This window comes from Actinoplanes sp. OR16 (assembly GCF_004001265.1).
GTDB lineage: Bacteria > Actinomycetota > Actinomycetes > Mycobacteriales > Micromonosporaceae > Actinoplanes.
In genome coordinates this window covers 3,219,831-3,244,672 of sequence record NZ_AP019371.1, presented here as the reverse complement: position 1 = coordinate 3,244,672, position 24,842 = coordinate 3,219,831, and the positions used below count along the sequence as shown (strand labels likewise).

General features: G+C 71.2%; 22 protein-coding genes. 9 read left to right on the top strand and 13 right to left on the bottom strand.

The genetic code is table 11. The annotated features are described in order from the left end of the window. Positions 1 to 73: 73 nt before the first annotated feature. Complete coding sequence (locus tag EP757_RS15015) at positions 74 to 1,144, top strand: DNA polymerase ligase N-terminal domain-containing protein (RefSeq protein ID WP_127546549.1); 1,071 nt, start codon at positions 74 to 76, stop codon at positions 1,142 to 1,144. 12 nt (positions 1,145 to 1,156) lie between these two features. On the opposite strand, the gene EP757_RS15010 is transcribed toward EP757_RS15015, so the two are convergent. Then, a complete protein-coding gene (locus EP757_RS15010) occupies positions 1,157 to 1,915 on the bottom strand; it encodes an LPXTG cell wall anchor domain-containing protein (RefSeq protein WP_127546546.1) in 759 nt (252 codons plus the stop codon). Between the two features lie 190 nt (positions 1,916 to 2,105). Between EP757_RS15010 and EP757_RS15005 the strand changes: the two genes are divergently transcribed. Then, a complete protein-coding gene (locus tag EP757_RS15005) occupies positions 2,106 to 3,101 on the top strand; it encodes a hypothetical protein (protein WP_127546544.1) in 996 nt (331 codons plus the stop codon). Here EP757_RS15005 and EP757_RS15000 read toward each other — a convergent pair. The 4 genes from EP757_RS15000 to EP757_RS44610 form a co-directional block, all read right to left on the bottom strand. Further along, entirely contained in the window at positions 3,098 to 3,622 is a 525-nt protein-coding gene (locus EP757_RS15000) for a MarR family winged helix-turn-helix transcriptional regulator (protein ID WP_127546542.1), read from the bottom strand. The two genes, EP757_RS15005 and EP757_RS15000, sit on opposite strands and share 4 nt — an antisense overlap. Positions 3,623 to 3,854: 232 nt before the next feature. Then, complete coding sequence (locus EP757_RS14995; RefSeq protein WP_127546540.1) at positions 3,855 to 4,244, bottom strand: cupin domain-containing protein; 390 nt, start codon at positions 4,242 to 4,244, stop codon at positions 3,855 to 3,857. Between the two features lie 19 nt (positions 4,245 to 4,263). Then, complete coding sequence (locus tag EP757_RS14990; protein ID WP_127546538.1) at positions 4,264 to 5,964, bottom strand: EAL domain-containing protein; 1,701 nt, start codon at positions 5,962 to 5,964, stop codon at positions 4,264 to 4,266. 329 nt (positions 5,965 to 6,293) lie between these two features. After that, positions 6,294 to 10,496 (bottom strand): AAA domain-containing protein, encoded by a 4,203-nt coding sequence (locus EP757_RS44610; RefSeq protein WP_127546537.1) that lies wholly within the window; start codon positions 10,494 to 10,496, stop codon positions 6,294 to 6,296. A 132-nt stretch (positions 10,497 to 10,628) separates the two neighbouring features. Between EP757_RS44610 and EP757_RS14980 the strand changes: the two genes are divergently transcribed. Continuing rightward, entirely contained in the window at positions 10,629 to 11,525 is an 897-nt protein-coding gene (locus tag EP757_RS14980) for a hypothetical protein (RefSeq protein ID WP_127546535.1), read from the top strand. A 5-nt stretch (positions 11,526 to 11,530) separates the two neighbouring features. Here the strand turns inward: EP757_RS14980 and EP757_RS14975 are convergent, their stop codons facing one another. The 4 genes from EP757_RS14975 to EP757_RS14955 all read right to left on the bottom strand — a co-directional run bounded on the left by EP757_RS14975 (position 11,531) and on the right by EP757_RS14955 (position 14,458). Next, a complete protein-coding gene (locus tag EP757_RS14975) occupies positions 11,531 to 12,298 on the bottom strand; it encodes an SDR family NAD(P)-dependent oxidoreductase (protein WP_127546532.1) in 768 nt (255 codons plus the stop codon). 208 nt (positions 12,299 to 12,506) lie between these two features. Next, positions 12,507 to 13,175 carry a hypothetical protein gene (locus EP757_RS14965; RefSeq protein WP_127546529.1) on the bottom strand — a complete coding sequence of 223 codons (669 nt, stop codon included), beginning with the start codon at positions 13,173 to 13,175 and terminating at the stop codon, positions 12,507 to 12,509. A 40-nt stretch (positions 13,176 to 13,215) separates the two neighbouring features. Beyond that, on the bottom strand, positions 13,216 to 13,524 hold the full coding sequence (locus tag EP757_RS14960) for a hypothetical protein (RefSeq protein ID WP_127546526.1): 309 nt from the start codon (positions 13,522 to 13,524) through the stop codon (positions 13,216 to 13,218). 532 nt (positions 13,525 to 14,056) lie between these two features. Continuing rightward, a complete protein-coding gene (locus EP757_RS14955) occupies positions 14,057 to 14,458 on the bottom strand; it encodes a hypothetical protein (RefSeq protein WP_232050516.1) in 402 nt (133 codons plus the stop codon). Positions 14,459 to 14,472: 14 nt separating this feature from the next. Between EP757_RS14955 and EP757_RS14950 the strand changes: the two genes are divergently transcribed. The 3 genes from EP757_RS14950 (at position 14,473) to EP757_RS14940 (ending at position 18,612) form a co-directional block, all read left to right on the top strand. After that, positions 14,473 to 15,774, top strand: a complete 1,302-nt coding sequence (locus tag EP757_RS14950; RefSeq protein WP_127546523.1) for an AAA family ATPase — start codon at positions 14,473 to 14,475, stop codon at positions 15,772 to 15,774. Between the two features lie 32 nt (positions 15,775 to 15,806). After that, a complete protein-coding gene (locus EP757_RS14945) occupies positions 15,807 to 16,679 on the top strand; it encodes a bifunctional DNA primase/polymerase (RefSeq protein ID WP_232050515.1) in 873 nt (290 codons plus the stop codon). Between the two features lie 124 nt (positions 16,680 to 16,803). Beyond that, the gene (locus tag EP757_RS14940; protein WP_127546517.1) at positions 16,804 to 18,612 is read left to right on the top strand and encodes a SpoIIE family protein phosphatase; all 1,809 of its coding nucleotides are present in this window, start codon (positions 16,804 to 16,806) and stop codon (positions 18,610 to 18,612) included. 459 nt (positions 18,613 to 19,071) lie between these two features. Here the strand turns inward: EP757_RS14940 and EP757_RS14935 are convergent, their stop codons facing one another. Next, the gene (locus tag EP757_RS14935) at positions 19,072 to 20,487 is read right to left on the bottom strand and encodes a hypothetical protein (protein WP_127546514.1); all 1,416 of its coding nucleotides are present in this window, start codon (positions 20,485 to 20,487) and stop codon (positions 19,072 to 19,074) included. Continuing rightward, positions 20,484 to 21,581 carry a hypothetical protein gene (locus EP757_RS14930; protein ID WP_127546511.1) on the bottom strand — a complete coding sequence of 366 codons (1,098 nt, stop codon included), beginning with the start codon at positions 21,579 to 21,581 and terminating at the stop codon, positions 20,484 to 20,486. The genes EP757_RS14935 and EP757_RS14930 overlap by 4 nt, the downstream gene beginning before the upstream one ends. A 150-nt stretch (positions 21,582 to 21,731) precedes the next feature. Between EP757_RS14930 and EP757_RS14925 the strand changes: the two genes are divergently transcribed. Continuing rightward, a complete protein-coding gene (locus EP757_RS14925; RefSeq protein ID WP_127546508.1) occupies positions 21,732 to 22,016 on the top strand; it encodes a DUF427 domain-containing protein in 285 nt (94 codons plus the stop codon). A gap of 21 nt (positions 22,017 to 22,037) precedes the next feature. Here the strand turns inward: EP757_RS14925 and EP757_RS14920 are convergent, their stop codons facing one another. Beyond that, the gene (locus tag EP757_RS14920) at positions 22,038 to 22,430 is read right to left on the bottom strand and encodes a hypothetical protein (RefSeq protein WP_232050514.1); all 393 of its coding nucleotides are present in this window, start codon (positions 22,428 to 22,430) and stop codon (positions 22,038 to 22,040) included. Next, a complete protein-coding gene (locus tag EP757_RS14915) occupies positions 22,420 to 22,881 on the bottom strand; it encodes a YbaB/EbfC family nucleoid-associated protein (protein ID WP_127546505.1) in 462 nt (153 codons plus the stop codon). Before EP757_RS14915 ends, EP757_RS14920 begins: the two co-directional genes overlap by 11 nt. 170 nt (positions 22,882 to 23,051) lie before the next feature. Between EP757_RS14915 and fxsA the strand changes: the two genes are divergently transcribed. Then, a complete protein-coding gene (gene fxsA, locus EP757_RS14910; RefSeq protein ID WP_232050513.1) occupies positions 23,052 to 23,255 on the top strand; it encodes an FxSxx-COOH cyclophane-containing RiPP peptide in 204 nt (67 codons plus the stop codon). A gap of 17 nt (positions 23,256 to 23,272) precedes the next feature. Beyond that, complete coding sequence (locus EP757_RS14905; protein ID WP_127546499.1) at positions 23,273 to 24,841, top strand: HEXXH motif-containing putative peptide modification protein; 1,569 nt, start codon at positions 23,273 to 23,275, stop codon at positions 24,839 to 24,841. Position 24,842: the final 1 nt, after the last annotated feature.

The following is a 24,842-nucleotide window of genomic DNA, read 5'->3' as shown; positions in this document are numbered from 1 at the left end:
ACGTGGACACAGCCCAGGCCCCGGCGAGTTACACCGGTGTATTTCTCCATCCGCCCGGGCAGACAATCGACTCATGACGGACCGCCTCGACGAGTACCGCCGCAAGCGGGACGCCGGCCGCACCCCCGAGCCGGTGCCGGCCGGCACTCCGGAGAAGACCGCGACCACCCGGTTCGTGATCCAGCAGCATCACGCCCGCAGCCTCCACTGGGACGTCCGCCTGGAACACGACGGCGTGCTGGTCTCCTTCGCCGTGCCCCGCGGGCTCCCCCGCGACCAGGCCCGCAACTATCTGGCCAAGCACACCGAGGACCACCCGCTGGAGTACCTCGACTTCGCCGGCGAGATCCCGGCCGGCGAGTACGGCGGCGGCCGGATGACCATCCACGATCGAGGGACGTACGAGGCCGACAAGTGGCGGGACGACGAGATCGGGGTGACGTTCCACGGCGAGCGGACGTCCGGGCGGTACGTCTTCTTCCAGACCGGCGGCCGCGACTGGATGGTGCGGCGGATGGATCCGGCGGAACCGGGCTGGGAGCCGATGCCCGAGGCCGTGCCGCCGATGCTCGCCACGCGGTCGGGCGGGCTGCCGGCCGACGACGCCGACTGGGGCTACGAGATGGCCTGGGGCGGCCGTCGTGTCTCCGCGTACATCTCCGGTGGAAGATCTCGCCTGATCGACGGTGACGGAACCGATGTGACCGCGTGGTTCCCGGAGATCCGGCCGCTCGGCCCGGCGCTCGCGCCGGTCGAGGCGGTGCTGGACGGCGAGATCGTCGCGTTCGACGGCAACCGGCCGTCGGCGGAGCTGCTCACCCGCCGCAAGGAGCCGAAGGACGCCGCGGCGGCCCGGCGGCAGGCGGACCGGACGCCGGTGCAGTTCCTGGTCTACGACCTGCTGTGGCTGGAGGGGCACTCCACGGTGGAGCTCGTGCGGTACGCGGAGCGGCGCGAGCTGCTCGACGGCCTCGCCCTCGCCGGTGACCACTGGCAGACGCCGCCGTTCTTCCCGGGCGGCGGCGAGTTCGCCTGCGAAGCGGCCCGCGCCCAGGGCCTCGCGGGTGTGGTGGCGAAGCGGCTGGACTCGCCCTACCTGCCGGGACGCCGGAGCCGTCTCTGGCTCAGCATCCCGGCAGGCTGACGAAGGCGGAGATCAGGCCTCGAACCGCGCCCGGCGACGACGAGCCAGGACGAACCCGGCCGCGCCCGCGATCACCAACGCACCACCGGCGACGGCGAACGTCCCGCCCTGCGGCCCGGTGACCGGCAGCCCGCCCCCGCCGGCGGCCGGCGAGGAGCTGACCGAAGCGGTCGGAGAAGCCGAGGCGGAAACGGAAGCCGACGCGGAAACGGAAGCCGACGCGGAGGCAGACGCCGACGCAGACACCGACGCCGAGACGGACGGGGAAGCGGAGACGGAGGCCGACGGAGAAACAGACGGCGACGGAGACGCCGCGGTCCCGACGACCACCTTCGCGGTGGTGGTCAGCGGTGACAGGTTCGGCGCGACGACGGTCACGGTCAGGGTGCCCTGCTGCCCGAGCGCGGCCTCACCGGTAGCGCGGATGAAGCCGGTGAAGCCCGCCGAGGCGCCGCCGGCCGGAAGCTGAGAAGCCTCGAGGGCGCAGCTCAGCGTGGGCCCGACGGTGTCCTCGCAGGGAAACAGCCGCGCGTTGCCGATGAGTTCCACCCCGGTGAGGCCGGAGAGCTTCAGCGTGACACCCCCACCCGCTCCAAGATCCACAGCGGCGGACGAGTACAGGAACGCCTCGACCCGGGTCGGATCGGCGCCCGGTGTCAGAGTGACGTCCGAGACGCGCAGTTCGACACCGGTGACCGGAGCGGCCTGAACCGGCGAGCCGGACAGGAGAAGGGCCAGGCCGGCCAGAGCACCGTACAGATATCGCTTCATTGAAGTTCCTCCCCGTGGAGCGCAGTCCGAGCACAGGGAGGCTACGAAACCGGATCGTCGCCACGCGCGCCCCGACGCCGACTGTTCACTGAGGACGGCCAGAGTTCATCCCGCGATTCCCTTCAGTCCGCCGCCCGCTCGCCGATCGGTAGGTTTCCGCCGGGCCGCACAGGGAAGGGTCGTCGATACCATGCATGCTGACGTATCCGCCGAACTCTGGAAGTCCGCGACCTGGGTGCTCGACACCGGCCGCGCCGGCAGTCCGCCCCGATCGAGCTGGGACGTCGCGGTCACCGCCGTCGGTTTCGCCTACACCGATCCGGCGCGCGCCTGGCGATCCCTCCGCCGCCTCTTCGAGGCCCAGCTCCCCTCCGGCCAGGTGCCTGCCGCGGCCTTCGACCTTCCCCGGTACGCCGGCAGCCCCGCTCTCGGCGTCCGTTCCCGCCGGGGCATGTCCGCGCTCCACGCGGCGGCCGCGTGGGAGGTCTACCGGCATTGCGCGGCGCACGGCGCGGCGCAGATCAGGCAGGCGCAGGCCGAGCTCGACTGGCTCTACCCCCGCCTCTCGGCTCAGCAGGAGTTCCTCACCGGCGAGGTCACCCACCCCGGGTTCGACGCGATCCTCGGTGCCGCCGACCTGTCGCTGGCCCAGATCGCCGGGGCGCTGGGCCGTCCCGCCGACGCCGACCGGCACCGGGACCGGGCGCAGGCCGTCGCGGCCGCGCTGGTCCGCCGGCTCTGGGATCCGGTGACCGGCACGTTCCGCTCCCGGGACGCGCACGGCGACCCCGGTCCGGCGCACACGGCCGGCGGGCTGCTGCCGCTGCTGCTCCCGGATCTGCCGGACGAGCAGGCCGAGGCGATCCTCGCGGAGGTGTCGTCGTCCCGGTTCGGCATGCCGGCCCGGACCGGGCTGCCGGTGCCGGAGAACGACGGCGAGCACCGGCTGCCGATCCGGATCGACCTGAACTGGCTGCTGCGGCGCGGGATGCTGGTGCACGGCCGCCGCGCCGAGGCCGAGCAGCTGCGCATCGCGACGACCGGGCTGGTGCACGCGAACGGGCACTATGCCGCGTACGACCCGGCGACCGGTGAGGGGATCGGATCCTCGTCGGACGAGCGGACGGCCGCACTCTGCCTGGATCTGCTGGCCGATCGGTCGGTTCCGGCGTACGCCCGCGCTTAGATCTCGGAGCCCGGCACCGGCTCGGCCGAGGACCGGGCCGGCACCGGCCGGACCTCCATCGGGGAAGCCAGCAGCGCCTCGGTGAGCTTCGTCAGCTGACGGGCCTGCGCCGTCGTCAACCGGTCGAAGACCAGCTGCTGCACCGCCTCGGCGTGACCGGGAGCGGTCTCCACGACCTTGTCCCAGCCGGCGTCGGTGAGCACGGCGATCTGCACCCGCCCGTCGGCCGGGTCGCGCTCGCGGCGGATCCAGCCCTTCTCCTCGAGCCGGGCCACGACGTGCGAGAGGCGGGACAGCGAGGCGCACGCGAGCTTCGCCAGCCTGCTCATCGCCAGCCGCCGGTCGGGCCGCTCGGAGAGGGTCATCAGGACGAGGTAGCCCATGTGGGTCAGCCCGGCGTCGCGCTGCAGCTGGGCTTCGAGCGCGGACGGCATCCGGACGAGCACCTCGACCAGCCGGCGCCAGGTGTGCTGCTGCTCGTCGCTCAACCAGCGAGGCGCGCCGTCGATGGGCTCAGTCATGCTCGGAAGGTTAGTGGTGATCGGGCGCCGCGGGCGATGCCCGGCACGCACCCATCCGCCAAGATCCATATATCGGCGGTGGATTCGATCGACTTACGTGAACCCGGACGGGTAGGCTGTGCGGGGACTTTCACCCCGACACGACGCCGGAACCGGCTGGCTGGGGGGCCTCGGCCGGTTCCGGCGTCGTTCTGAGAAACAGTTCCGGCATCGTTCTGAGGATGCCGTGGCATCACTGCGACGGCGGCTCGTCCTGACCGGCTTCCTCGGCCGCGTCCGCCTCTTCCTTGGTCTTGTGCACAGCGCCGTCGGCGTGCTCCGCCGGGCCGTAAACCGTGTAGAGGACGAGCGGGTTCGGCCCGTCGTTGAGGAAGTTGTGCTTGCGGCCGGCCGGCACGACGACCAGGTCGCCCTGCGCCACGCTCCGGGTCTGGCCGGAGACGATGGCCTTGCCGACCCCGCTCACGAAGGTCAGGATCTGGTCCACCTCGTGGACCTCCTCACCGATCTCGCCGCCCGGCGGGATCGTCATGACCACGAGCTGGGTGTGCTTGCCGGTCCAGAGGACACGGCGGAAATCGGGACTCTGCTCCGCAACGGTGGCGATCGTGAAGTGCTCCATGCACCGCACGTTACCCGCGTCAGGGGTTCTGCAATCGGCCCGGCGGAACCGGTGACGGCCGGCCGATCAGATAGCCCTGCACGTAGTCGACACCCAGCTCACGCAGCATCCGCAGGGTGGGTTCGTCCTGCACGTACTCCGCCACGGTGTGGATCCCGTACGCCTGGCAGACCTGCACGAGCGCCCGGACCAGCACCTGGTCCTGCGGGTTGTCGACGAGGTCCACCACGTACTCCCCGTCGATCTTGACGAGGTCGATCGGGAAGAGCCGCAGATAGCGGAAGGACGCGTATCCGGAGCCGAAGTCGTCGAGCGCCAGCCCGCAGCCGAGATCGCGGACCCGGTCGGCGAAGCGGCGGGCCTCGCTCAGGTTGCCGATCAGCGCGGTCTCGGTGATCTCGAAGGTGAGCTGCGCCGGGTCGACGCCGTAGCGCTCCAGCAGCTTCTCCACCTCGGCGGTGAGCCGCGGATCGCCGACAGAGCGACCGGAGAGGTTCACCTGGAGGCAGAGCCCGGGCTCCTCGGCGGCGAGCCGCATGGCCCGCTCCACCACCCAGAGGTCGATGTCGAAGATCGCATCGAGCCGCTCGGCGGTGTCCAGCACCTGGATCGGCGACTGCGGGCCGTCGGCCTCGTCGAGCACCCGCAGCAGCAGTTCGTGCCGGGTGACCCGGTTGGTCTGCAACTCCAGGATGGGCTGCGAGTAGAGCGTGAACCGGTCGGTGCCGAGCGCGTCGGCGACGCGGCTGCGGTAGGACCCCTGCCGGTCGCGGACCGGGACCGGGTGTGCCACCAGGGTCAGCGGCCGGCGCAGCTCACGGGACTGGCGCCAGGCCTGCTCGGCGTCGATGAGCAGGCCGTGACTGCCGGCCTCGGCCTCCTGCTCGAAACGGACGAGGCCACCCCAGGCGCTCACCCGCAGGCACTCCTCCGGCGAGGACTGCCCGGCCAGGGTCTCGACCAGCTGCCGGGCGTGCTCGTGCGCCGCGCTCCACCCGGAGGCGGCGAGCAGCACCCCGATCTCGTTCGGCCCGACCCGGCCGAGAAGATGCTCGGGCCGCACCTGATCCTCGAGGAGTCGCGCGGCGCGGCGCAGCAGATCCGCGTTGTGCTCCGGGCGTACCGCCTCGGGGTCTTCGCCCTCGACCTGGACCCGGACCACCAGGACCGCCCCCGCCGCGACCCGCAGGGCGCGATCGATCTCGTCGGCGAATCGCGCCCGGGTGAGCAGGCCGGTCGCGGGATCCGGCTCGATCAGCGACGCCTGCACCGTCTCACCACGCCGGGTCAGACGGGCGTCCTCCCGGCGGGTGCGCTCCCGGGCGGTGACGTCCTTGACCGTGCCGCGCAGGCCGCGAACCGTGCCGTCCGGGCTCATCATCGGCTCGAGCCGGCAGTCCACGTCCAGCCAGCCGCCGTCGGTACGCATCAGCCGGACCGTGGCGTGCACGGTGTTCCGGCTGGTCCACGCCTCGGTGATGGCGCCCAGCGCCTTCGCGTGATCGTCACGGTGCACGTAGCGGGCGAGGATCTGCCGGGTCATCTCCTTCTCCGCGGGCGGCCGGCCGAGCATCGCGGAGAGAGTGGCGGACCAGACGATCTGATCGCCGGCAGCGGAGTAGGTGAACCAGGCCGCTCGGTCCTCGACCGGCTGCCGTGGCTCGGGCAGCGCGGACGGCGGCGCCGGCGACCAGCGCTCCCGTTCTTCGGGCACGGTCATCCGCCGACACCTCCCCCCTTGCGCATGGCTGCTCCCCCGACCAACCCAAGACCCCTCACCTATTACGACCCGTCACCAGGCCGCAGTAACAGTGGACGCAAGCGTCAAAGTTTTGACGGCTTCGCTAGCAAGGCCAGGAGCAGGGAATTATCGCCCATCCAGAGTAACGAAACAACCGAACGGACGACCGCGTCACCCTACAATTGCGCCCAAATGCCACTCACGACTCCATGACAGACAGTTACTACAAGTATCGACTCCGGAACCTTGAGCAATCCTCTACCCGCAGTCGACCGTCCACATGCACCCACAGCGAACAACCGAGAGCGCTACGTAGCCACGATCTCCAGTTCGTCGAGCCGCTGCCAGAGCGGGCGCATCGCCGCCTCCGGCTCCCGAGCGAAGACGCTGCCCCGGATCCGCACGAAGACGCAGTTGCCGACGCGCTCCAGCACCGACTGCCGGCGCATGTCGCTCTCCCAGCGCTCCGGCCCGTGGTAGGCGTCGCCGTCGCACTCGATCGCGAGCCGGCGGCCGTCCGGCGCGTTCAGCACGAAGTCGATCCGGTAGCCGCCGATCCGGAACTGCGGGATCGGCCGATAGCCGCGGGCCACCAGCCGCTTCAGGATCTCGCGCTCGAAGTCGCTCTCGCAGCGGGCCGCGAGATCGGCCGCCGCCGCCTCGGCCGGGAGATTCAGCGCGTACGAGAGAAGCAACCCTCGTGCGTCGTCAGCGGCGAGAGCGGCCGGCCGCACCGAATGGAAGATCCACAGCTGATCCCGGGCCCGGGACGCCGCCACGTTGATCCGCCGGTGGTAATCGCGCTTCGTGAACGCCGCCACGCGAGGATCATTCTCGGACACCACCATCGAGACGAGCATGACGTCCCGCTCGTCGCCCTGGAACGTGTACGCGTCACCGACCCGCAGCCGCCGGGCCTGGATCTCGTCCTCGCCGATCGCCTCACGCAGTTGAGCGATCAGGTACGCGGCCTGCCCACTACTGCTCAGCAAGCTGATCACGCCGAGCGTCTTACCGTCGTAGCGCGGGTCCGACACGATCTTGGTGACCCGCTCGACGAGAGCCGTCGACTCCTCCAGGTTCACATCGCCGAAACCGGACAACGGCTGACGGACGCCGGTCTCGCAGAAGACCGTCTGGATCGGCGGCAGCACCGGCCGGTCCGCGCGCAACGGCATGATCTTGTGGTCGTAGTAGTGCCGTGACGAGAACTCGATGATCTGCGGCACGCAGCGGAAGTGCTCGGTCAGCAGGATCCGCTCCGGCGACCGGCGTACGGCGTGGTCGTAGAGCGAGGACTCCGGGTCGAAGTGCTCGGCCGACGGCACGCCGTCCAGGTGCCGCTGGATCAGCCCGGACACCTGCCCGACGAACCCCAGCTGCGGCCCGATCTGCTGGTCGTCGCCGACCACCACGGCCCGTTCGGCGAGCGAGAGCACCGGCAGGCCGAAGAGGTCCGCCTGGGACGCCTCATCGACGATCACCACGTCGAACGTCGCGCCACCGGCGAACTGCTCGATGGCCCGGTCCACCGACATGACCCAGACCGGCACGGCGGTGACCGCCTGCTCCATGGCCCGCTGGGCGTGGGCCTGCCAGGCCGCCGCGCCGCGCCCGGTGCCCTTACCGATCTTGCGGAGGGCCGTGGTCCAGTCGGCCAGCGCGGCCCGTCGCCGGTCGTCCAGCGCGCGGGCCACCTCCAGCCACGCCGAGGCGACCACCAGTTCGCCGGTCAGCCTGCGGATCTTGGCGCGGGCGCGCTCCACCCGGCGGGACAGCAGCGCCGGATCGACGTCGCCGACCACCCCGTCGAACCAGGTCTGCGCCCGCCGCCACTCCCACGCCTCCAGGCACGCCTGCCCGGAGACGACCGGGTGCACGCCGCTCGCGATCATCGCGGCCCACTCCGGGGCCGCCGCGGTGAGCCGGTCGTGCGCCGCGTGGAACCGCATGACGTCCGGTTGCAGCAGCACCAGCCGGCGGACCTCGGCGATCGCGTCGTCCCAGCCGTCCAGCGTCTTCCACGCCTCGGCGAGCTCCGGCCACGGCGCGACCCGGTCCGCCACGGCCTGCGCCCGGGCGGTCAGGTTCTCCAGGGTGAAGACCTCGGCCGCGGCCTCCAGCATCCCGGCCACGTCGGACAGCAGCGCCGCGTCGAGGGCGAGCTCCTTCTGCGGTACGAGCGGAGCGACCCGCTTCGCCAGCGGCGGCCAGCGGTTCAGGTCGAAGTCGAGCGACTGGTTCGCCTCGGCCAGCAGCGTGCCCGCCCAGATCTCCGGGTCGCCCCAGCCGGTCGCCGGCTCCGGGATCGACAGCCGGTCCACCCACTCCTGCCAGCTGTCGCCGAGCCGGCGGCGCGCCTGCGACCGGCGAACCGCGGCGACCACCAGCTCGACGTCATCGGCGGTACGCAGCGGCTCGCCGTCCACCCGGACCTCGTCGGCCAGCCGGTACAGCCCCGGCTGCAGCAGGCGGCTCAGGCTACGGCCCGCCTCGAACCGCTGGCCGATCTCGGCGAGCCTGGTCAGCAGCAGCTTCGGCTCGGCCAGGATCGGCTCGGGAATCGCGATCCGGTGGCCGGTCACCTGCCGGGCCAGGGTCGCCAGCTCGGCGAAGAGCTTCTCGGTGGTGACGACCTGGTCGTTCCAGAGGGTGCGCCAGTGCGGATCGTCGAGCAGCCGGCCGAGACGGTCGGTCCAGGTTCCCTCCCGGCGCCGCAGCCAGGCGAGGGCGTCCTTCAGCTCCGGAAGGAGCTCGGCCATCCCGGCACGGCGCTCCGCTCGTACCATCTCGAAGTCGACGCCCTGGTCCGCCAAGCGGGAGAGAGTCGCCTCGATCTCCTCGATCCTCTGCCGGGCCGCCGCGGAAGCGGAGGCGTCAGGCAGATCCTGGATCTCCGGCAGGGGCCGCATCGCCGCCGCACGATCCTCGGGCGTGAGCCGGGACGCGAGCTTGAGCAGCGTCGCGAAGTCCTCGATGGTCAACGGCGCCGGACCGGTCACCGGATCCGGGATCCCCCCATGGGCGGCAGCGCGCTCCCGTAGCCAGGCGCCGACCTCCGCGGGAAGAAGAGCAACCCCGCCGATCTGGTACGTCGCCGCCTCGCTCTCGGCGATCAACCGCAGACCAGCCGTCGCCGTGGCCAGTTCGCGCTCGGCCTCCTCCAGCGACGCGGTGAGCCGTTCCACCCGGCGGGCCTCGGCGTCGGAATCCAGCGTCGCCGCCCGGTCCGACAACTCCCGGGCCGCCAGCTGCAGCTGCACCAGCTGATCCGTGGTCCGGCCCAGAACCGCGAGGCACAGCGCCTGCACCTCCTCGGGCAGGCCGTCCCGCAGCACCCGCAGCGGCTCCTCCTTCTGCGCCACCACCAGGACCCGCTTGCCGTTCGCCATGAGATGGCAGATCAGGTTGCGAATCGTGTGCGTCTTGCCGGTGCCGGGCGGGCCCTGGACGGCGACGTTGCGGTGATGCGCGAGCCGGCGTGCGATCGACTCCTGCGCCTCGTTCGTGGGCAGCGGCATGAGCAGCCGGCCGCCCACCCGCTCCCACGACTCCGGCCGGTCGCCGGGCATCTCCAGGCGGCTCGGCTCGTGCGCCACGACCGCGGCGAGCGAGCCGATCGCGGCGAAGTCCCCGTCGGTGAGCCGGTCCCGCATGTTCTCCAGGAAGCCGCGGAGGTGCCGCTGCCGGGGCCTTGCGAAGAGGACGGCGGCGTCGCGGACGAAGGTGCTCTTCTCCTCTTCTCCGTCCGCCTCCACGATCGTGCGGTCGAAGCCGAGCCTGGTCAGCGCCCGTTCGAAGAACTCACGCCGCTCGAACTCGCTCCACAGGTCCACCTCGACCGTGCCGCCCGGGCCGGCCAGGGCGGTGAGCTGGCTCAGGTACCGCTCGTCCAGCCCGGCCAGCGCCTCGGTCTGCAGCCGGGACGGGCCGGCCGGAGAGACGCTGATCAGCGCGCGGTCCGCGTCGTACTCGATCAGCACCGGTGTGGCGACCAGCGGGTACCGCACCCGGTTCCCGTCGATCACGGTCTCCAGGACGCCGTGCCCCCAGACCAGCTCGGTCGTCGCCGTGGCCATGTCCAGCTGGTGCATCCGGTCGAACAGCCGCCGGTGCAGTTCCCGGGTCTGCTCGGCGGCGGCGGTCATCACCGACCAGGGCCGCCAGACGTCGTCCCGCCACCGCTCGAAGTCGTCAGCCTCGCCCGCCGGCTTGTCGTCTGCCGCCGGCTCGCTCGTTGCGGTGATCTCGCCTCGGAGGCGGCGGCGCAGGACTGCCGGGACGGTGACCGGCGGTGGCAGTTCGGGGCGGCCGACGCGCAGCCAGGAGGCGCCGTCGGCGCCCGGGCCGGCGGCGCAGTCCGGATGCCGCGGCAGGTCGTCGAGCCACAACGCGTCGGACGGCAGGGTCCGGGACGGCCGCTCCATCTGCGCCCGGACGGCGAGCAGATAGTCGGCGACGGCCACGGCCCGATCCCGGATCGTCGTCGGCGACTCCCGCTGCTCAGCCATCCCTGGGAGTCTAGGGCCTACCGCGCCGATCCTCGCGGGGCCGCGACAGCCTCCGGGACAGGCGTCCGGAACGGGTCACGGCGGGCCTGGCCGAGCCGCTATGGTGACGCCCACTGATCTTGGATCGACGTCTTGGGGAACCACGTGAATCAGGGCTGGCAGAACTTGGACGGCAACGGGCACTACTGGCCGTCCCAACCCCAGGGCATGCCGCCTTCGTACGCCGCGCACTCCTCCGATCCCCTGGTCAGCCCGGACTTCGCCGGCTGGTGGGGGCGCAGCTCGGCCCTCGTGCCGCGGATCTGGAAACCGTCACTGATCCTGCACGCGATCATCGCCGTGCCGACGTTCGCGATGGCCCTGCCGGCACGGACCTACCTGGAACGCGAGCAGAACACGTTCGCCGCCGCGCTGGAGGCCCGGCCCACCGAGCTGCCGCCCATCGCCGGCCTGGTCGTCGCGATCATGGCGGTCATGGTGGTGAGCCTGATCGGTGGCGCGCTCTACCTGGTCACGACGGCGGCGTGCGTGCAGCTCACCGTCCAGGCGGCGACCGGACGGCCGGTCTCGCTCGGCGGTGCGCTGCGCACCGGGCTCCGGCGTACGCCGGCCCTGTTCGGCTGGGGCGTCCTCGCCGCGTTGCTGGGCTTCGTGGCGATCCTGCTCTGCGTCCTTCCCGTCTTCTACGTCGCGGCGGCGCTCGCGGTCCTGCCCGTGGTCGTCACCGTCGAGCGGGGCGTCGGCATCGGCCGCTGCTTCCAGCTCTTCCACGCCGACCTCGGAGCGTCCCTCGGCCGGGTCGCCACCATCTACGGTGTCGCGATTGGCGCGGCCCTCTGCCTCGGCGTCGTCAGCGTCATCGTGCAGGCGACCGCCGGCGCGCTCGCCGGTTCAGTGACGGACGTGCTGCTCAACGGCGCCTTCACGGTCGCGTTCGGCGTGGTGTCCTCCCCGTTCCTCGTCACCGCGTACGCGGACATGCGGGCGCGGCGCGAGCCCTTCTCCACCGCCCACCTGATGACGGTCTGAGCAGCTCACGCCTCCTCCGGGTCACGGCCCTGTGCTGACCGGCCCCCGTCGACCGGGATGATCGCGCCGTTGACGAAGGCGGCCGCCGGCGAGAGCAGGAAGGCCGTCACGTCCGCCACCTCGCTCGGCAGTCCCATCCGGCCGAGCGGCTGCAGCAGGGCGATCTCCCGGTGGAAGTGCTCACGGCCGGCCTCCGGGAGGTCCGCCAGGTACGCCTCGGACCGCTCCGTGGTGATCGATCCGAGGGCGAGGGCGTTCGTCCGTACGCCGGAAGGCCCGTAATCGACGGCCAGCGCCCGGGTCAGGCCCTCGATCGCGGCCTTGGCGGTCGAGTAGGGCAGCGCGCCCCGGACCGCCCGGCGCGCCTGGTGGGACGAGATGTTGACGATGGCGCCGCCGTCGCCTGCCGCGAGGAAGTGCCGGATCGCCGCCGCACTGCCGGCCAGCACCGGATCCAGGTTGCGGCGGATCAACTCGGCGACCTCGGCGGGTGACTCGTGCAGGCGCGCGTCCTGGAAGATCGCCGCGTTGTTCACCCAGCCCCGCAGCGGCCCGGCCGCGAGCGCGACCTCGGCGGCTTCCTCCGCGACCGCCGGGTCGGCGGCGTCACCGGCGACCGGGATGATGCGGCCCCCACCCTCTCCACGATCCGGCGGCCGGGGAGCGGATGTCGTGCGGGAATCCAGAACCACGACGGTCCCCTCGGCAGCGAGCCGCTCGGCGATCGCGCGGCCGATGCCACGGCCGCCTCCGGTGACGACGTACGAGTCCATGCCGTATGCCTAACACGTCCGCCCGCCCGACCACGTCCGCCCGCCCGACCACGTCCGCCCGCCCGACCAGATCCGCCAGGCCACGCCGCCTCCGCCAGGCCACGCCGCCTCCGCCCGCCGCGGAACGACGAACGGCGCGGAACGACGAACGGCCACCTCGGGCGGCGGCTGCCTGAGGTGGCCGTTCAGGGTTGGAGCCGGTGGGTGCCTAAGGGAACTGCATCCGCCTAGGCCGCGGGATCACCGGCGGCGGGAGAGGGAGATCGTCGAGGTGGCCCCAGTTGAGGGTGCCGTTGTCGGTGGACTTGACCTCGCCCAGGCATGCGCGGAGCAGCCCGAGATTGGGTGCGCCGGCGAAACCCGCGATGACGACCTCGGGTCTCGGATCTATCTGGGCGATGGCCGCGCAGATCTTCGCCACCTCCCGCTCGTCGACGGCGTCGAGCGGAAGAGGGGACTCGACCGGGGAGCGACGCCACGGGGGGCCGAAGCGTCGCAGGAGCTCGCGGGCCAGGCGGCCGAAGGAGCGGCCCACCTCGGCGTCGCGCATGGAGAGCCGGGCCGACTGGCCGTAGCACCACGGGACCACGATGTGTCCGTTGATCAGAACGAGTTGGTACACCGATCGCGGCACGGAGATGATCTCCGCTCCCGGTAGCGTGCCGAGGAACAGGACCAGTTCCTCATAGGGCAGCGCCCACCGGGGGTTCGCGAGCACACGTTCCATCGTCTGAGCCATCGCGGGGCGAGCGTGAACCTCGCGGTCGATCGCGGTGCTCAAGGCCTCCGGGACCCTGGTCCACAACTCGTCGGCGACCTCGTCACCGAACTGCTCGATGAGCCAATCACTCGGACCGACGAGAACGTCTGGGCGCATTCCTCACCACCACCGTCCGTGTTCCTGACGTCACTGCTGGCTAGAAGAGTTGCACTTCCGATGATCGACTGGAAGAGGTGGCAGCGAGATCATAAAAACAACCGTGAATGAAATCGCCCGTGTCGATCAACGGCTGGCCACGACGCTGGAGCACATGGCCGGAGAGCGACGAAACCTGCAACTTGCGCATGCGAACCGCACGCGCAAGTTGCAGGACGGTTTCGCTTTTCGGCCGTGTTGAATATTGAAGCGGAGAGTTATTTCCAATGCATGACGGCGAAGCAAACATCATTTCACTGGGCGTGATCAAAACGGGGTTCACCTGCGACGCCGTCCAACTGTTGATCAATTAGCGAGGGCATCTACGGGGCGTTCCGGGCGATCCCGGGCGGTTGCAAGCCGGGCTGCCGGGCTTGCAGCTCGTTCCACCGGGGCGGTGGCCCGCCGGGGCCACGAGATCACTAGACGGCGCACGACGGCGCAAGTGTCGGATACCCGTCAGATCACGTCGCGGTCCCACAGGTCGAGCACGGCGAACCCTCAGCGCGGACCGCCGGCTGATCCAAGATCGCGGAAGGGGTGGCGGAAAAGCGCTGGAATGGGAAAGGGGTCGCGCCGCGCGGGCTATTCTTAGAGCAGCGCTTCATTCGTACAAGGAAAAGGCATTCTGCTTAACCGGAAAAGCGATGCCTCTTTGCAGCGCTGCACCTCCACCCCGGAAAAGGAAATGCCGGTAACGACCGCAGCGGGTTGCACACAGTGACCGCCGTCGTCGTGACCGGGGGAAGCGCCCGGCCACGGCGGGCCTACCGGCGGGAAACGGAAGCGCTTCCCGGGTGAAACGTGAACGTGAACGGATACAGGGTGAGTCACTCACATATTCAGGCCGGGTCGACGGTGTCCCAGGAGTGCTCGAAATCCGCCGGCCGGAGCCGCCATTCCCGCAGGACCGCGAGCAGTTCCGCCTCGTCGGCGGCCTCGGCGTGACGCAGGCGGACCGCCCCCAGATCCTGGTCGTAGCCCTCCAGCCGATCCGCCTCGAACTCCCAGTGCGTGACCCGGAAGCTGCGCGCGGCGTCGACCCGGGCCCGGCCACCCGCCACATCCTCCGGTCCGGAGCTCGGCACGATGTGCACGAAGGACCAGCGATGCGGCTGCGAGGCCGGCACCCGCACGCCCAGCCGCCGGCCCAGCCGGAGGGCCGTCAGCTTCACCGCGGGCCAGTTCCATTCGTGACCGTCCATGATGCCGGGGAGCGTACCCGGGACGACGACCTCGAACACGCTAAGTTTCCCGGGTGAGTTCGACAGTGAGCCCTGCTGACGAGGCCGCCACCGTCATCGCGGCGGTGCTGAGCGACCTGCGGTCCGGCCGCCATCGCGGGGTCGTGGTCGATTCCCCGCCCGGCGCCGGCAAGTCCACCCTGGTGGTCCGCGCGGCCGGCGAAGTGGCCGCGACCGGCGAGCCGCTGATGATCGTGGCGCAGACGAACGAGCAGGTGGACGACCTGATCGAACGGCTCGGCGCACGCTCACCGGACGTGTCGGTCGGCCGGTTGTCGGCAGTCGACTACGAGCCGTCGGCGCGGGTCCGGGAACATCCTCGCTGCCGGGTCGCGCCGAAGGTGGGCGATCTCGGCTCCCCGGCGATCACCATCGGCACGGCGGCGAAGTGGGCGACGGTGACCGAGGGGACGTGGCCGCAGGCGATCGTCGACGAGGCGTACCAGATGCGCTCGGACGCCCTGCTGCGCGTCGCGGCCCGGTTCGAGCGGGCGCTCTTCGTGGGCGACCCGGGGCAGCTCGACCCGTTCTCCACCGTCGAGGTGGACCGATGGACCGGCCTCTCCTGGGATCCGATGCAGAGCGCCGTCGCGGTCCTGCTGCGGCACAACCCGGAGCTGCCGGTGCACCGCCTGCCGGTCTCCTGGCGGCTGCCGGCGTCGGCCGCCCCGGTGGTGGCCGAGGCGTTCTACCCGTTCACCGGATTCCGCTCGGGGACCGGGCCCGGGGATCGGACACTCACGTTCGGCACGCCCGCCTCCGATGATCCACTCGACGCGGTGCTGGACACGGCGGCGGCGACCGGGTGGGGTCTTCATGAGCTGCCGGCACGGTTCACGGTGCGTACCGACGCCGAGGCCGCCGCGGCCTGCGCCGCTCTCGCCGGGCGGGCGCTGACCAGGGAGGGCGTCGCCTCGTCCGAGTCCGGGACCGGCCCGCTCACCGCGGACCGGATCGCCATCGGCGCCGCGCACCGCGACCAGGTCGCCGTGATCCGCTCGTTCCTGCCGCCGGAGGCCGCCGAGGTCACCGTCGACACCGCGAACCGGCTGCAGGGCCGGGAGTACGACCTGACAGTGGTCCTGCACCCGCTCTCCGGCCGGCGCGACGCCACCGCCTTCCACCTGGAATCCGGCCGGCTCTGCGTGCTGACCTCCCGGCATCGGCACGCGTGCGTCGTGGTGGCGCGGGCCGGCATCGCCGAGCTGCTCGACGCCCATCCGTCCACCGAGCCGGTCCATCTCAACGTGCCGGTGAAGTTCCCGGACGGCTGGGAGGCGAACCAGTCGATGCTGGCCCACCTGTACCGCCCTTAGAATTTTGTCGTACGCTTGTTCTAATGTCGCTGATGGCCGCCCTGGCTTACGCACGGCACGGCATCCCGGTCCTGCCGGTGCACGAGCCTGACCAGGGTGGCGCCTGTTCCTGCGACAGAGGAGCCCGATGCGCGCATCCCGGCAAGCATCCCCGCCTCCGGCACGGGGTGACCGAGGCCTCGACCGACGAGGAGGTCATCACCGTCTGGTGGCTGCACTGGCCGCGCGCCAACGTCGGCCTGCGCACCGGCGTGGTGATGGATGTGGCCGACGTCGACTCGGAGGAGGGCTGGCACGGCCTTCGCCACCTGCTCCGCGACGACATCCCGCCCGGTCCCGAGGTGCGCACCGGCCGGGGCGGGCGCCACCTATGGTTCCGGCCGACCGGCTTCGGCAACCGGGTCCGCCTGCTGCCCGGGCTCGACTGGCGCGGCGCGGGCGGTTATGTCCTGGCGCCTCCGTCCCGGCACGCGAGCGGCGTCGACTACAGCTGGATCCGCCGTCCCACCTCCGCCATCCCGGCCGGCCCGCCGCCCCTCGTCGAGCTGATCAAGGGCCCCGGCCTGCCGCCTGCTTCGCGGCGGGTTCTTCACCCTGATCGGTACGCGGAAGCCGCGCTCGCAGCCGAGTCCGGCAGAGTCGCCACGGCCCGGACCGGCTCACGGAACGACACCCTCAACCGGGCGGCATTCGCCCTCGGCCGGTTCGTCGGCGCGGGGTTGCTGGATGCCCATTCGGTGCGGCGTGAGCTGACCACGGCGGCTCGTTCCGCCGGTCTGGGGTTCGCCGAGATCCGCGGCACGCTGCGCTCCGGGCTCACCGCCGGGATCCGGCAGCCCTTCGACAGCCGGGAGCACCTTGACGGCCGGGAGCACCTTGACGGCTGGGATACGCCCGCGGCGTGAGAATCGCAAGGGTGAACACCATGGGGGTGGCCGTTCGGACGGTGGGGAAACGGATGATCGGGTCGCGTCCGGAACGGTCCGCACGCGGTTCACGCCGGTAACCTGGCGGACGAACCGGGGGGCGATGGTGCTGCAGGAGGATGTGATCGGCAACGCCGGGCACGGTGTGCTCGCCGACCCGTTACGCCTGCGTTCGGTCCGCCGCATCCTGTCCGGTCACCGCCCGTCCGATCCGGCCTTCGACCGGCTCGCCATGCTGGTGAACAAGCTGGTCGACGCCCCGATGGCGGTGGTCTGCCTGGTCGACCGGGAGCACCAGCATCTCGCCGGGCACGTCGGTGTGCCCGAGCCGCTCGCCACCGGCCGGGTGATGCCGCTCAGCCACTCGTTCAGCCGTCACGTGGTGATCGCCGGCGAGCTGCTGGCCATCCCCGACGTGCGGCAGGACCCGCGGATGCGGGACAACCCGTCGATCCACGAGCTGGGCGCGCTGGCCTACGCGGGAGCGCCCGTCACCGACTCCGACGGGCTGATCGTCGGTGCCCTCTGCGCCGTCGACCAGGAACCCCGCGTCTGGACACCCAGCGAGATCGCCCTGATCAGCGAGCTCGCCGAGGTCTGCTCCTCAGAAGTCCGGCTGCGGATCGCACGGGCCGCCGCCGACGAGGCACGCCATGCCGCCGAGTCCGCCCACCAGCAGCTCGAGGTGCTCGCCGAGCTGACCGAGTCGCTCGCCGCGACGATGGACGTCGAGGAGGCGATGCGCCGCCTCGGTGACGTCGTGACGGCCCGGCTCGCCGACTGGTGCGTCGTCACGATCGCCGGTGAGCCCCGTGGCGCAGCCCTGGTCTCGGCCGCCCACCGCCACCCCGGCCGCGCCGCCGACATGGCCCGCCTCGCCGAGCTGGGCGTGCGATCGAAGGCCGACCTGCGCGCCATGGTCAGGGCAGTCCGCCGCACCCGTGCCGTGCGCACCCCCGACGGCGCCGCCGATCTGCAGAGCCGCCTGCACGACGCGGAACTCGCCGCGATCACCACCCGGGCCGGCTTCGGCGCCTCCCTGCTCGTGCCGATCACGTCGCCGGTGCGCCGCGAGACCCTCGGCGCGGTCCTGCTCGTGAAACACCCCGATCGGCAGGCGTTCACCGCTGCCGAGGAACGCACCGCCGCCGAGATCGGCCGCCGGGCGGGCCTGGCCGTGGAGAACAGCCGGCTCTACCGCGAACAGCGTCACGTCGCCGAGGTCCTGCAGCGCAGCCTGCTCACCGAGCTGCCCGACATTCCGGGCGTCGGACTGCACGCCCGCTACGTCCCGGCTCAGGACGGCGCGGCCGTCGGCGGCGACTGGTACGACGCCTTCGCCCAGCCCGACGGCAGCGTCATGGTGGCGGTCGGCGACGTCGCGGGACACGACGTCGAAGCCGCGGCCACGATGGGGCAGCTGCGAAACCTGGTGCGCGGGGATGCGTACGGGCGGGACGACGAGCCCGGCGAACTCCTCACGTCACTCGACCAGGCACTGCACGGTCTCCGCGTACCCGGGGCCGCCACCGCGGTGCTGGCCCGCGTCGCCCGCTCCTGGTCCGGCTGGTCGATCACCTTCGCGAGCGCCGGCCACCCTCCCCCACTGCTCCTCCTGCCCGACGGCAAGGTGCAGGCCTGGTGGGTCCCGCCGGAGCCACTCCTCGGCCTCCCGCCACGCGAGCCCCGCACCACCAGCCGCCGCTTCGTCCCGGCCGGTTCGACACTGGTCCTCTACACCGACGGCCTGGTCGAGAACCGAAGCCGCCTCCTGGACGACGGCGTGGCCCGAATCTCCGCAGTCCTGACCGAGAACGCCACCAGCACCCCAGACGAGCTCTGCGAACTCCTGCTGGCAGCAGCCCCACCGGGAAACGACGACATAGCCCTGCTGCTGGTACATCTGACATGACGCCCGCGCGTCACGTCACCCACCTCGCATCGCGGCCACGCCGGCGCCCTTGGCAGATCTTGAGCGATCTCCTCTCCCAACCGGTCAGAGTCCACCCAAGATCTGCCAAGCGTCCACGTTGACCCGGCGGTCGCGGACTTGCCGATCCTCAGCGGTCGGCTGTGACACATGGCTGCCTCCGAAACACAGCAATGAGCCACAGCCGGATGCCGGTACCGGCCCTGATCGCGACCCCGACACGCGCACGATCACGCCCGGCTGCACGACAGAGCGACAAATCGGGCGCAGAAACAGCGCTGGCGTACAGCCAGGTTCGACTGGCTATACAAGAGAGCGACAGATCGGGCGGCAAGGCAGCGCTGGCGTCGGATGACTGCGCTGAGAAGCGGCTCGGCGCTAGTCGATGGTTGCTCATTGCTGCCATTTCGGACCGCGAGACGGCGGGACGGGATCGAAGCGTCAGGATTCCGGGAGAGAGGGCGGCAACGGAGGACCACCGTGCGTCCACGGCGTGTGTTCCGGGTCGGGGAAGGCGCCTGACGGACGGAAACCCTCGTTCAGGGTCGTCAGGATCAGATGTTCGCCGACTTCGGGGACGCTTCCGGGCTCGGCCACCAGTTTGCGGCCCATGCCACCGGAGAGTTCGAGCAGCACGTCGGCGCCGTCACCGGCCGGGGTCACCGAGATGATGCGGGCTTTCTGCGCGGTTCGGGCCGGGGATGTCAGGGAGGTGCCGGGTTCCATCCGCACCGGCTCCGTCGTGTGGACCATGATCCGGGGGCGGAGTACGGGGCGTTTGCCGCTGTCGTCGATCCGGGCGGGGTTGGCGAGGGTGACCACTCCGGCGAAGGCGGCACCGGTGAGGCGGTATTCCGCCAGGACGAGCGGGTCGTCGAAGGCGCGCTGGACGGCGTACCGGGCGGCGGCGTTCTCCAGGCGCTGCAGACGGGAGGCCGCTGCGACGGCGCTGTCCCGGCGGGGTTGGGGGGCGCCACCTTCGGCGATGTACTGGGCGAAGGCCGTGTAGGCGTCCCGGTCCGCGTCCCAGCGCAGCGGCACGCGTTCGCCGGCGGGCAGGTGGCGCAGCAGATCGAGCGTGCGCCACATCCGATCCCAGGTGGGCAGAATAAGATCATGGAGTACGTCGGGAAGCTCCGGCGCCGACCGTTCGATCAAGGGTGCCAGAACCCGATTGTCGAACTCCGGGTCGGTCGCGGGCCCTGCGGCCGGTCCGTTCTCCGCTTCCCGGGCCGCGTCCGCGCCGGACTCGATCCAGGCGAGCTGGGTGCCGAACTGGGCGTCCTCGGTGCTGCTCTGCCCGGTGGCCCAGTGCATGCCGAGCGCCTGCACCGCGGTGAGCAGCATCGACGAGCCGGGCACTTCGGCGGTCCCGGCGAGGAACGTCAGCCAGCGGCCGAGCAGCGGCACACCGGCGGGGACCGGGTATTCGCCGTCCACCGTACGGAATCTCGTCGATCTCCCCAGCAGGCGCAGGAAGACGATGCCGGCCGGATTGGGCAGCCAGATCTGCGGCGCGTCGAGGTAGCGGAGGCGGACGTCCTTGCCCCGGTCGATCGATACTTCCTCGGTTTCGGTGGCGAAGCTCTCCAGGTACGGCAGAAGCTCCTCAGCGAGATCCGCGAAGAAGGAGAATCGCAGATCGCGGTCACGCGGCTGGGTGACCACGAGCAGCCGTGGCGACGCCGGTGACGTGCCGACCATGGCAGCGAGCGGCGCGTTCGCCTCGCCGGCCATGGCGAGCGGAATGAACACGAGCGGATGGTCGTGCACATGAAGGTGCCGCACCGTGGCGATCGGCTGCGCCCGCCCGGCCACCACAGCCTGAGCCCGCGCCAGCGCGGTGAGAGCGCTCACTGCGAGCCCGGCCCCACCGGCGAAGAATCCACGACCGGCGGAAGTGGGCCGGCGAGATCAAGCGCCTCGGTTCTCAAGCGGAGTGCCGCCCTCAGCAGCGCCGCCGCCTCGGCCTGTTCCTCGGTGGGCTCCTGCCGGCCCTCGGCCAGTGCCAGCACCTCCCCCACGCTCTCGATACCGCCGAGCGCCTCCCGGACCGTGCGCCCCAGGGCGGCGGTGCCGCCGATGGCCTCGTGCCGGCAGTAGACCGAGAGTTCGCACGCCGACAGGCATTCCGGGGCGTAGCGCGCTTCGACCTGGGCGAGGGCGTCGACGAGTGCGGCCGGCTCCAGTTCGACGTCGAAGGTGACGTCCGGCGGGAGGGCGGCGATCAGGGCCGGCACCGACGACAGCCGGGACAGCTGGCGGCGCAGCGTGGACATCTGCTTGCGGACGTCGAGGACGACGGCCTTCGGGTTGAGCGAGAAGTTCTCCGGGCAGACCAGCACGACTTCGTGGCTGACCAGCAGTGGGTCCTTGCCGAGCCGTTCCATCAGGTCGCGCAGGGCGAGCACGTAGACGGCGGCCTGGATCGCCGCCGCCGACACCTTGGCGCTCTCGGCCTGGTCGTCGACGATCGCGAACGACTTGATCTCGACGACCTGGAGGCGGCCGTGGTGCGCGTACGCCACCAGGTCCGGTTCGAGGTAGACGGTCTGCCCGCCCACGTCGAGGGTGAGGAGTGGGTGGTCGATGAGGGCGGCCCGGGCGTCGGCGAGCACCTGCACGGTCCGGGCCTGCCGATCATGGAGACCCGACGCTCCGAGATCCTGATAACCGGACGAGGCATCGGCGCCCAGCACGGAACGCAGCAGCTCGCAGTCGTCGGCCTTGAGCATCGCCTCGAAGGCGTTGCCCCGGGAGAGCGCGAAGCGGGACTGGCCGAAGCTGCCGGGGAATCCGAGCCGATCGGCGAGCTTCAGTTTGTCGACCCCGGCGGCGTCCAGGACGGCCCGGCGCGAGCAGCCCGGGTTGCCGGTGAGCGCGGCGATCGTCCGCGCGTTGTGCCGCTTCGCCTCGGCAGAGCCGCGAAGCTGATCAAGACGATCGCTCATGAACCGCCGTTTCCCGAAGAACCCATGAACCGCCGTTCCCAAAGACCCGACTGTAGATCTTCACACAAGCACTTTGCGAGGTTTCACCCACGAGAGGTGAATAAAACGCACGTATCGGACACAAAAGCCGCGGCGCGCTACGTTCGAGAAATGCCGAAGGCCATCTGGAACGACGAAGTGATCGCGGAAAGCGACGACACCGTGGTTGTCGAGGGCAACACGTACTTCCCGCTCGCCAGCGTGCGTGAGGACGTGCTCGTCCCCTCCGAGACGCACACCGTCTGCCTGTGGAAGGGCAAGGCGTCCTACTACTCCCTCCAAGCCGGCGAGCACACCGCGCGGGACGCCGCGTGGTACTACCCCGACCCCAAGCCGGATGCCGCCGCGGTGCGTGACCGGGTGGCCTTCAAGAAGGAAATCAAGGTCGAAGCGTAAGGAACCCCGCCGGGGGCCCGCTCACGTGATGCGCGGGTGGGCCTCCTCGATCGCACCGACCTCCAGATAGTCCAGCATGTCCTGCTGCTCGGCAGCGTCGAGCGCCCCGAACGCCGCATAGGCCTCGTCCCGTGCGTGCACCGTCTCCGCCGCCAGCAGCGCGATGATCGCCGACCACGCCAGCGACACCCGGTCGAAGAGCCGCGCCTGACGCAGCGAGCCGAGCCGGGAGAGCATCGCCACCTTCGTCGCCGCGTCGTCGTCGGTCGGCACCCGGTCGCAGAGTTCGAAGAGCGCCTTCCCCCGGTACGGATGTTCGGCCTCGACCATCCGCGCCAGCTCGGCGTTGCTCATCTGCTCCACCGGCGGCGCCGGGCCGCGGCGCGGCAGCGACGGGGTCGGTTCACCTGGCACGGCTGTCACGTCCGCTCTCGAATCCGTTGCCCGGCGCCTGATGCGGCAACGTGGGGGTGTTCTGGAAGGTGAGCGACTTCGGCGCCGGCATGACCGGCTCCTCCGCCTCGACCGGGAACCGCTGGGTGAAGCTGTCGAGCACCGCCTTGCCGGTCTCGGTCTCCGCACCGACCGTCGCGGCGATCGCGGCCTCGACCTGATCGGCCAGCCCGGACTGCGCCCGGCGGATGGTCCGCAGGATCTCCACGGCCAGGTCGGACCCGCCGAGGGCGAGGGCCTCGTCGGCGAGCTCCAACCCGGTGACGTTGCCGGAACTCGACACGGTGACCGAGATGGCACCCCCGGCCCCGCCCGCTGACGCCCTCAGCGTCGCCACCCGATCCGCCAGCGCGGCGGCAGCACCCCTGGCCCGGGGCACGCCGTCAGCGGCGCCCGGCTCTGCACCCAGCACGATTTCGCCCTCCGTTACCGCTTGTGGTGGTGTTGTCCCATGAGATCACGGCGACGCAACCCTGTGCGAGCACCCACGGTAGTGAAGCCCGCCGGTCACTCGACCCGACGACCGCCGTAACCTTGCGGCAACGCATCGACCGACACCGAGGCAGCACCGGAGGAGTGCCCGTGGACGCAGGCCAGGACAACGGGGGCGCTTCGGAGGAATGGCGGTCCGTAATGATCGACATTTCCGGTTCCTCCCTCGCGGAGATCCTCGACGGATCCGGCCTGGACGAGGAAGGCTCCGCTCTCGCACACGCCCTGCGCCGCGTCACCGACGAACTAGACCGGCCGGGTGAGCCGATCGCCGGCTTCAACTCGGCAATCTGACTCGGCGATCTGACCGAATGCGATCACGTCCTATCAAGCTCGGCGACGCCGCTCTCGCAGCCCTCGGCGCCGGTCGCCCGGACGCCGCCACCCTCGACACTCTGCGTCGTGCACAGCTCAGCCGCAATATGCTCCTGCTCCGCGAGATTCGCCGTCGGCACCCGGACACCCCGTCCTGGTACCCACGCATCACCGCTGCTGAACCCGCTGAGGCGCGTCGATTGATCGCCGATCCGATGACCGGCCTGTCCGCCGCCGAGGCGCTTCGCGCCGGCGATCACGAAAGCTTCGAGCTTCCCGAGCCGGGACTTGTGCTCACCGCCGTTCACCAAGATCTTTCTTTGTCGGTACGGGTGGACGCCCACAGCCGGACCAGGAGCAGGCTCGGCCTCCCGCCCACCGGAGAGCTCACCGCAGCCGAACTGGATCATTGGCAGCACTGCCTCGACGAGGCCTGGCGCATCCTGGTCAGCCGGCACCGACCGGCCGCCGAAGTGCTCGCCGCGGTGCTCCGGGTGATCGTCCCGGTGCTGCCCGACCCGGCCGCCGAGGGCATCAGCGCGACGTCGTCGGAGGCGTTCGGGGCGGTCGCCATGTCGGCGCCGGCGGATCCCGCGGCGCTCGCCGTCGGACTGCTGCACGAGACGATGCACAGCGTCCTGAACGCGGTGACGCTGCTCTTCGACCTGGTCCGCCCGGGCGGCAGCGCCGGTTACTCACCGTGGCGAGACGACCCGCGTCCCGCAGCCGGCGTCCTGCACGGCGCGTACGCCTACCTGGCCGTCACCCGCTTCTGGCGAACCGAACTGGCCGCCGCAGCGACGGTCCCCGCGGTTGCCGAAACGGCTGGGCCTGCCGGAGCTGTTGGAACTGCCGGAGCTGTTGAAACTGCCGGGGCTGTCGGAACTGCCGGGGCCGCCAAAGCCGGCGGATCCGTTGGAACTGCCGGGGCCGTCGGCGCTGTCGGGGCTGATGGCGGGGCGGCCTTCGAGTTCGCTCGGTGGCGGGTGGCGGTCGCCGAGGCGGCCGAAGCGCTGCTCGAAGGCGGGGAGCTGACGCCGGCCGGGGCGCGGTTCGTGGCGGCGCTGCTCGGGGAGGTGCGGCCGTGGCGGGACGAGGAGGTCGACGGCGAGGCGGTGAGGCTGGCCGGGCTGGTGCGGGACGACCACTACCTGCGCTGGCGGCTGCGCAACCTGACCGTCTCCCCCGAGCACACCGCCGAACTGGCACGCGCCTGGCGGGAAGGACGGCCGGCGCCCCGGGTGCCGTCGATTCCGGCCGTGGGGTCCGGGCGTGCGCTGGAGAACAGCCCCCGCGTGCGGCTCGCCCATGCCCTGGTGAAGAAGGCCGGACTCGGTGACGCCTCCCCAGGGGACGCGGCTGTCGTCAGGGGTGACGCAAGAGCAGCGCTGCCGGCGTACCAAATCGATCTTGAAAAGAACCGTGACCAGGATCTGAGCTGGGCGGGCCTCGCCCTGGTCTCCCCGCGCCCGGCCCTGCGCTCCCGGCCCGAGGTGGTGAAGGCCGCGGCGATCGCGCTGCCCGAGGCTGAGATCGACGCTCTCGCCGATTGGCTCGCCGGATAGC

Bases quoted from the DNA above. Each gene is read 5' to 3' on its own strand.
- EP757_RS15000 (WP_127546542.1), bottom strand. From the start codon at position 3,622: ATGACTGAGCCCATCGACGGCGCGCCTCGCTGGTTGAGCGACGAGCAG.
- EP757_RS14925 (WP_127546508.1), top strand. From the start codon at position 21,732: ATGCCGAAGGCCATCTGGAACGACGAAGTGATCGCGGAAAGCGACGAC.
- EP757_RS44610 (WP_127546537.1), bottom strand. From the start codon at position 10,496: ATGGCTGAGCAGCGGGAGTCGCCGACGACGATCCGGGATCGGGCCGTG.
- EP757_RS14965 (WP_127546529.1), bottom strand. From the start codon at position 13,175: ATGCGCCCAGACGTTCTCGTCGGTCCGAGTGATTGGCTCATCGAGCAG.
- EP757_RS14995 (WP_127546540.1), bottom strand. From the start codon at position 4,244: ATGGAGCACTTCACGATCGCCACCGTTGCGGAGCAGAGTCCCGATTTC.
- EP757_RS14975 (WP_127546532.1), bottom strand. From the start codon at position 12,298: ATGGACTCGTACGTCGTCACCGGAGGCGGCCGTGGCATCGGCCGCGCG.
- EP757_RS15010 (WP_127546546.1), bottom strand. From the start codon at position 1,915: ATGAAGCGATATCTGTACGGTGCTCTGGCCGGCCTGGCCCTTCTCCTG.
- EP757_RS14930 (WP_127546511.1), bottom strand. From the start codon at position 21,581: ATGAGCGATCGTCTTGATCAGCTTCGCGGCTCTGCCGAGGCGAAGCGG.
- EP757_RS14945 (WP_232050515.1), top strand. From the start codon at position 15,807: ATGGCCGCCCTGGCTTACGCACGGCACGGCATCCCGGTCCTGCCGGTG.
- EP757_RS15005 (WP_127546544.1), top strand. From the start codon at position 2,106: ATGCATGCTGACGTATCCGCCGAACTCTGGAAGTCCGCGACCTGGGTG.
- EP757_RS15015 (WP_127546549.1), top strand. From the start codon at position 74: ATGACGGACCGCCTCGACGAGTACCGCCGCAAGCGGGACGCCGGCCGC.
- EP757_RS14940 (WP_127546517.1), top strand. From the start codon at position 16,804: ATGGTGCTGCAGGAGGATGTGATCGGCAACGCCGGGCACGGTGTGCTC.
- EP757_RS14990 (WP_127546538.1), bottom strand. From the start codon at position 5,964: ATGACCGTGCCCGAAGAACGGGAGCGCTGGTCGCCGGCGCCGCCGTCC.
- EP757_RS14905 (WP_127546499.1), top strand. From the start codon at position 23,273: ATGCGATCACGTCCTATCAAGCTCGGCGACGCCGCTCTCGCAGCCCTC.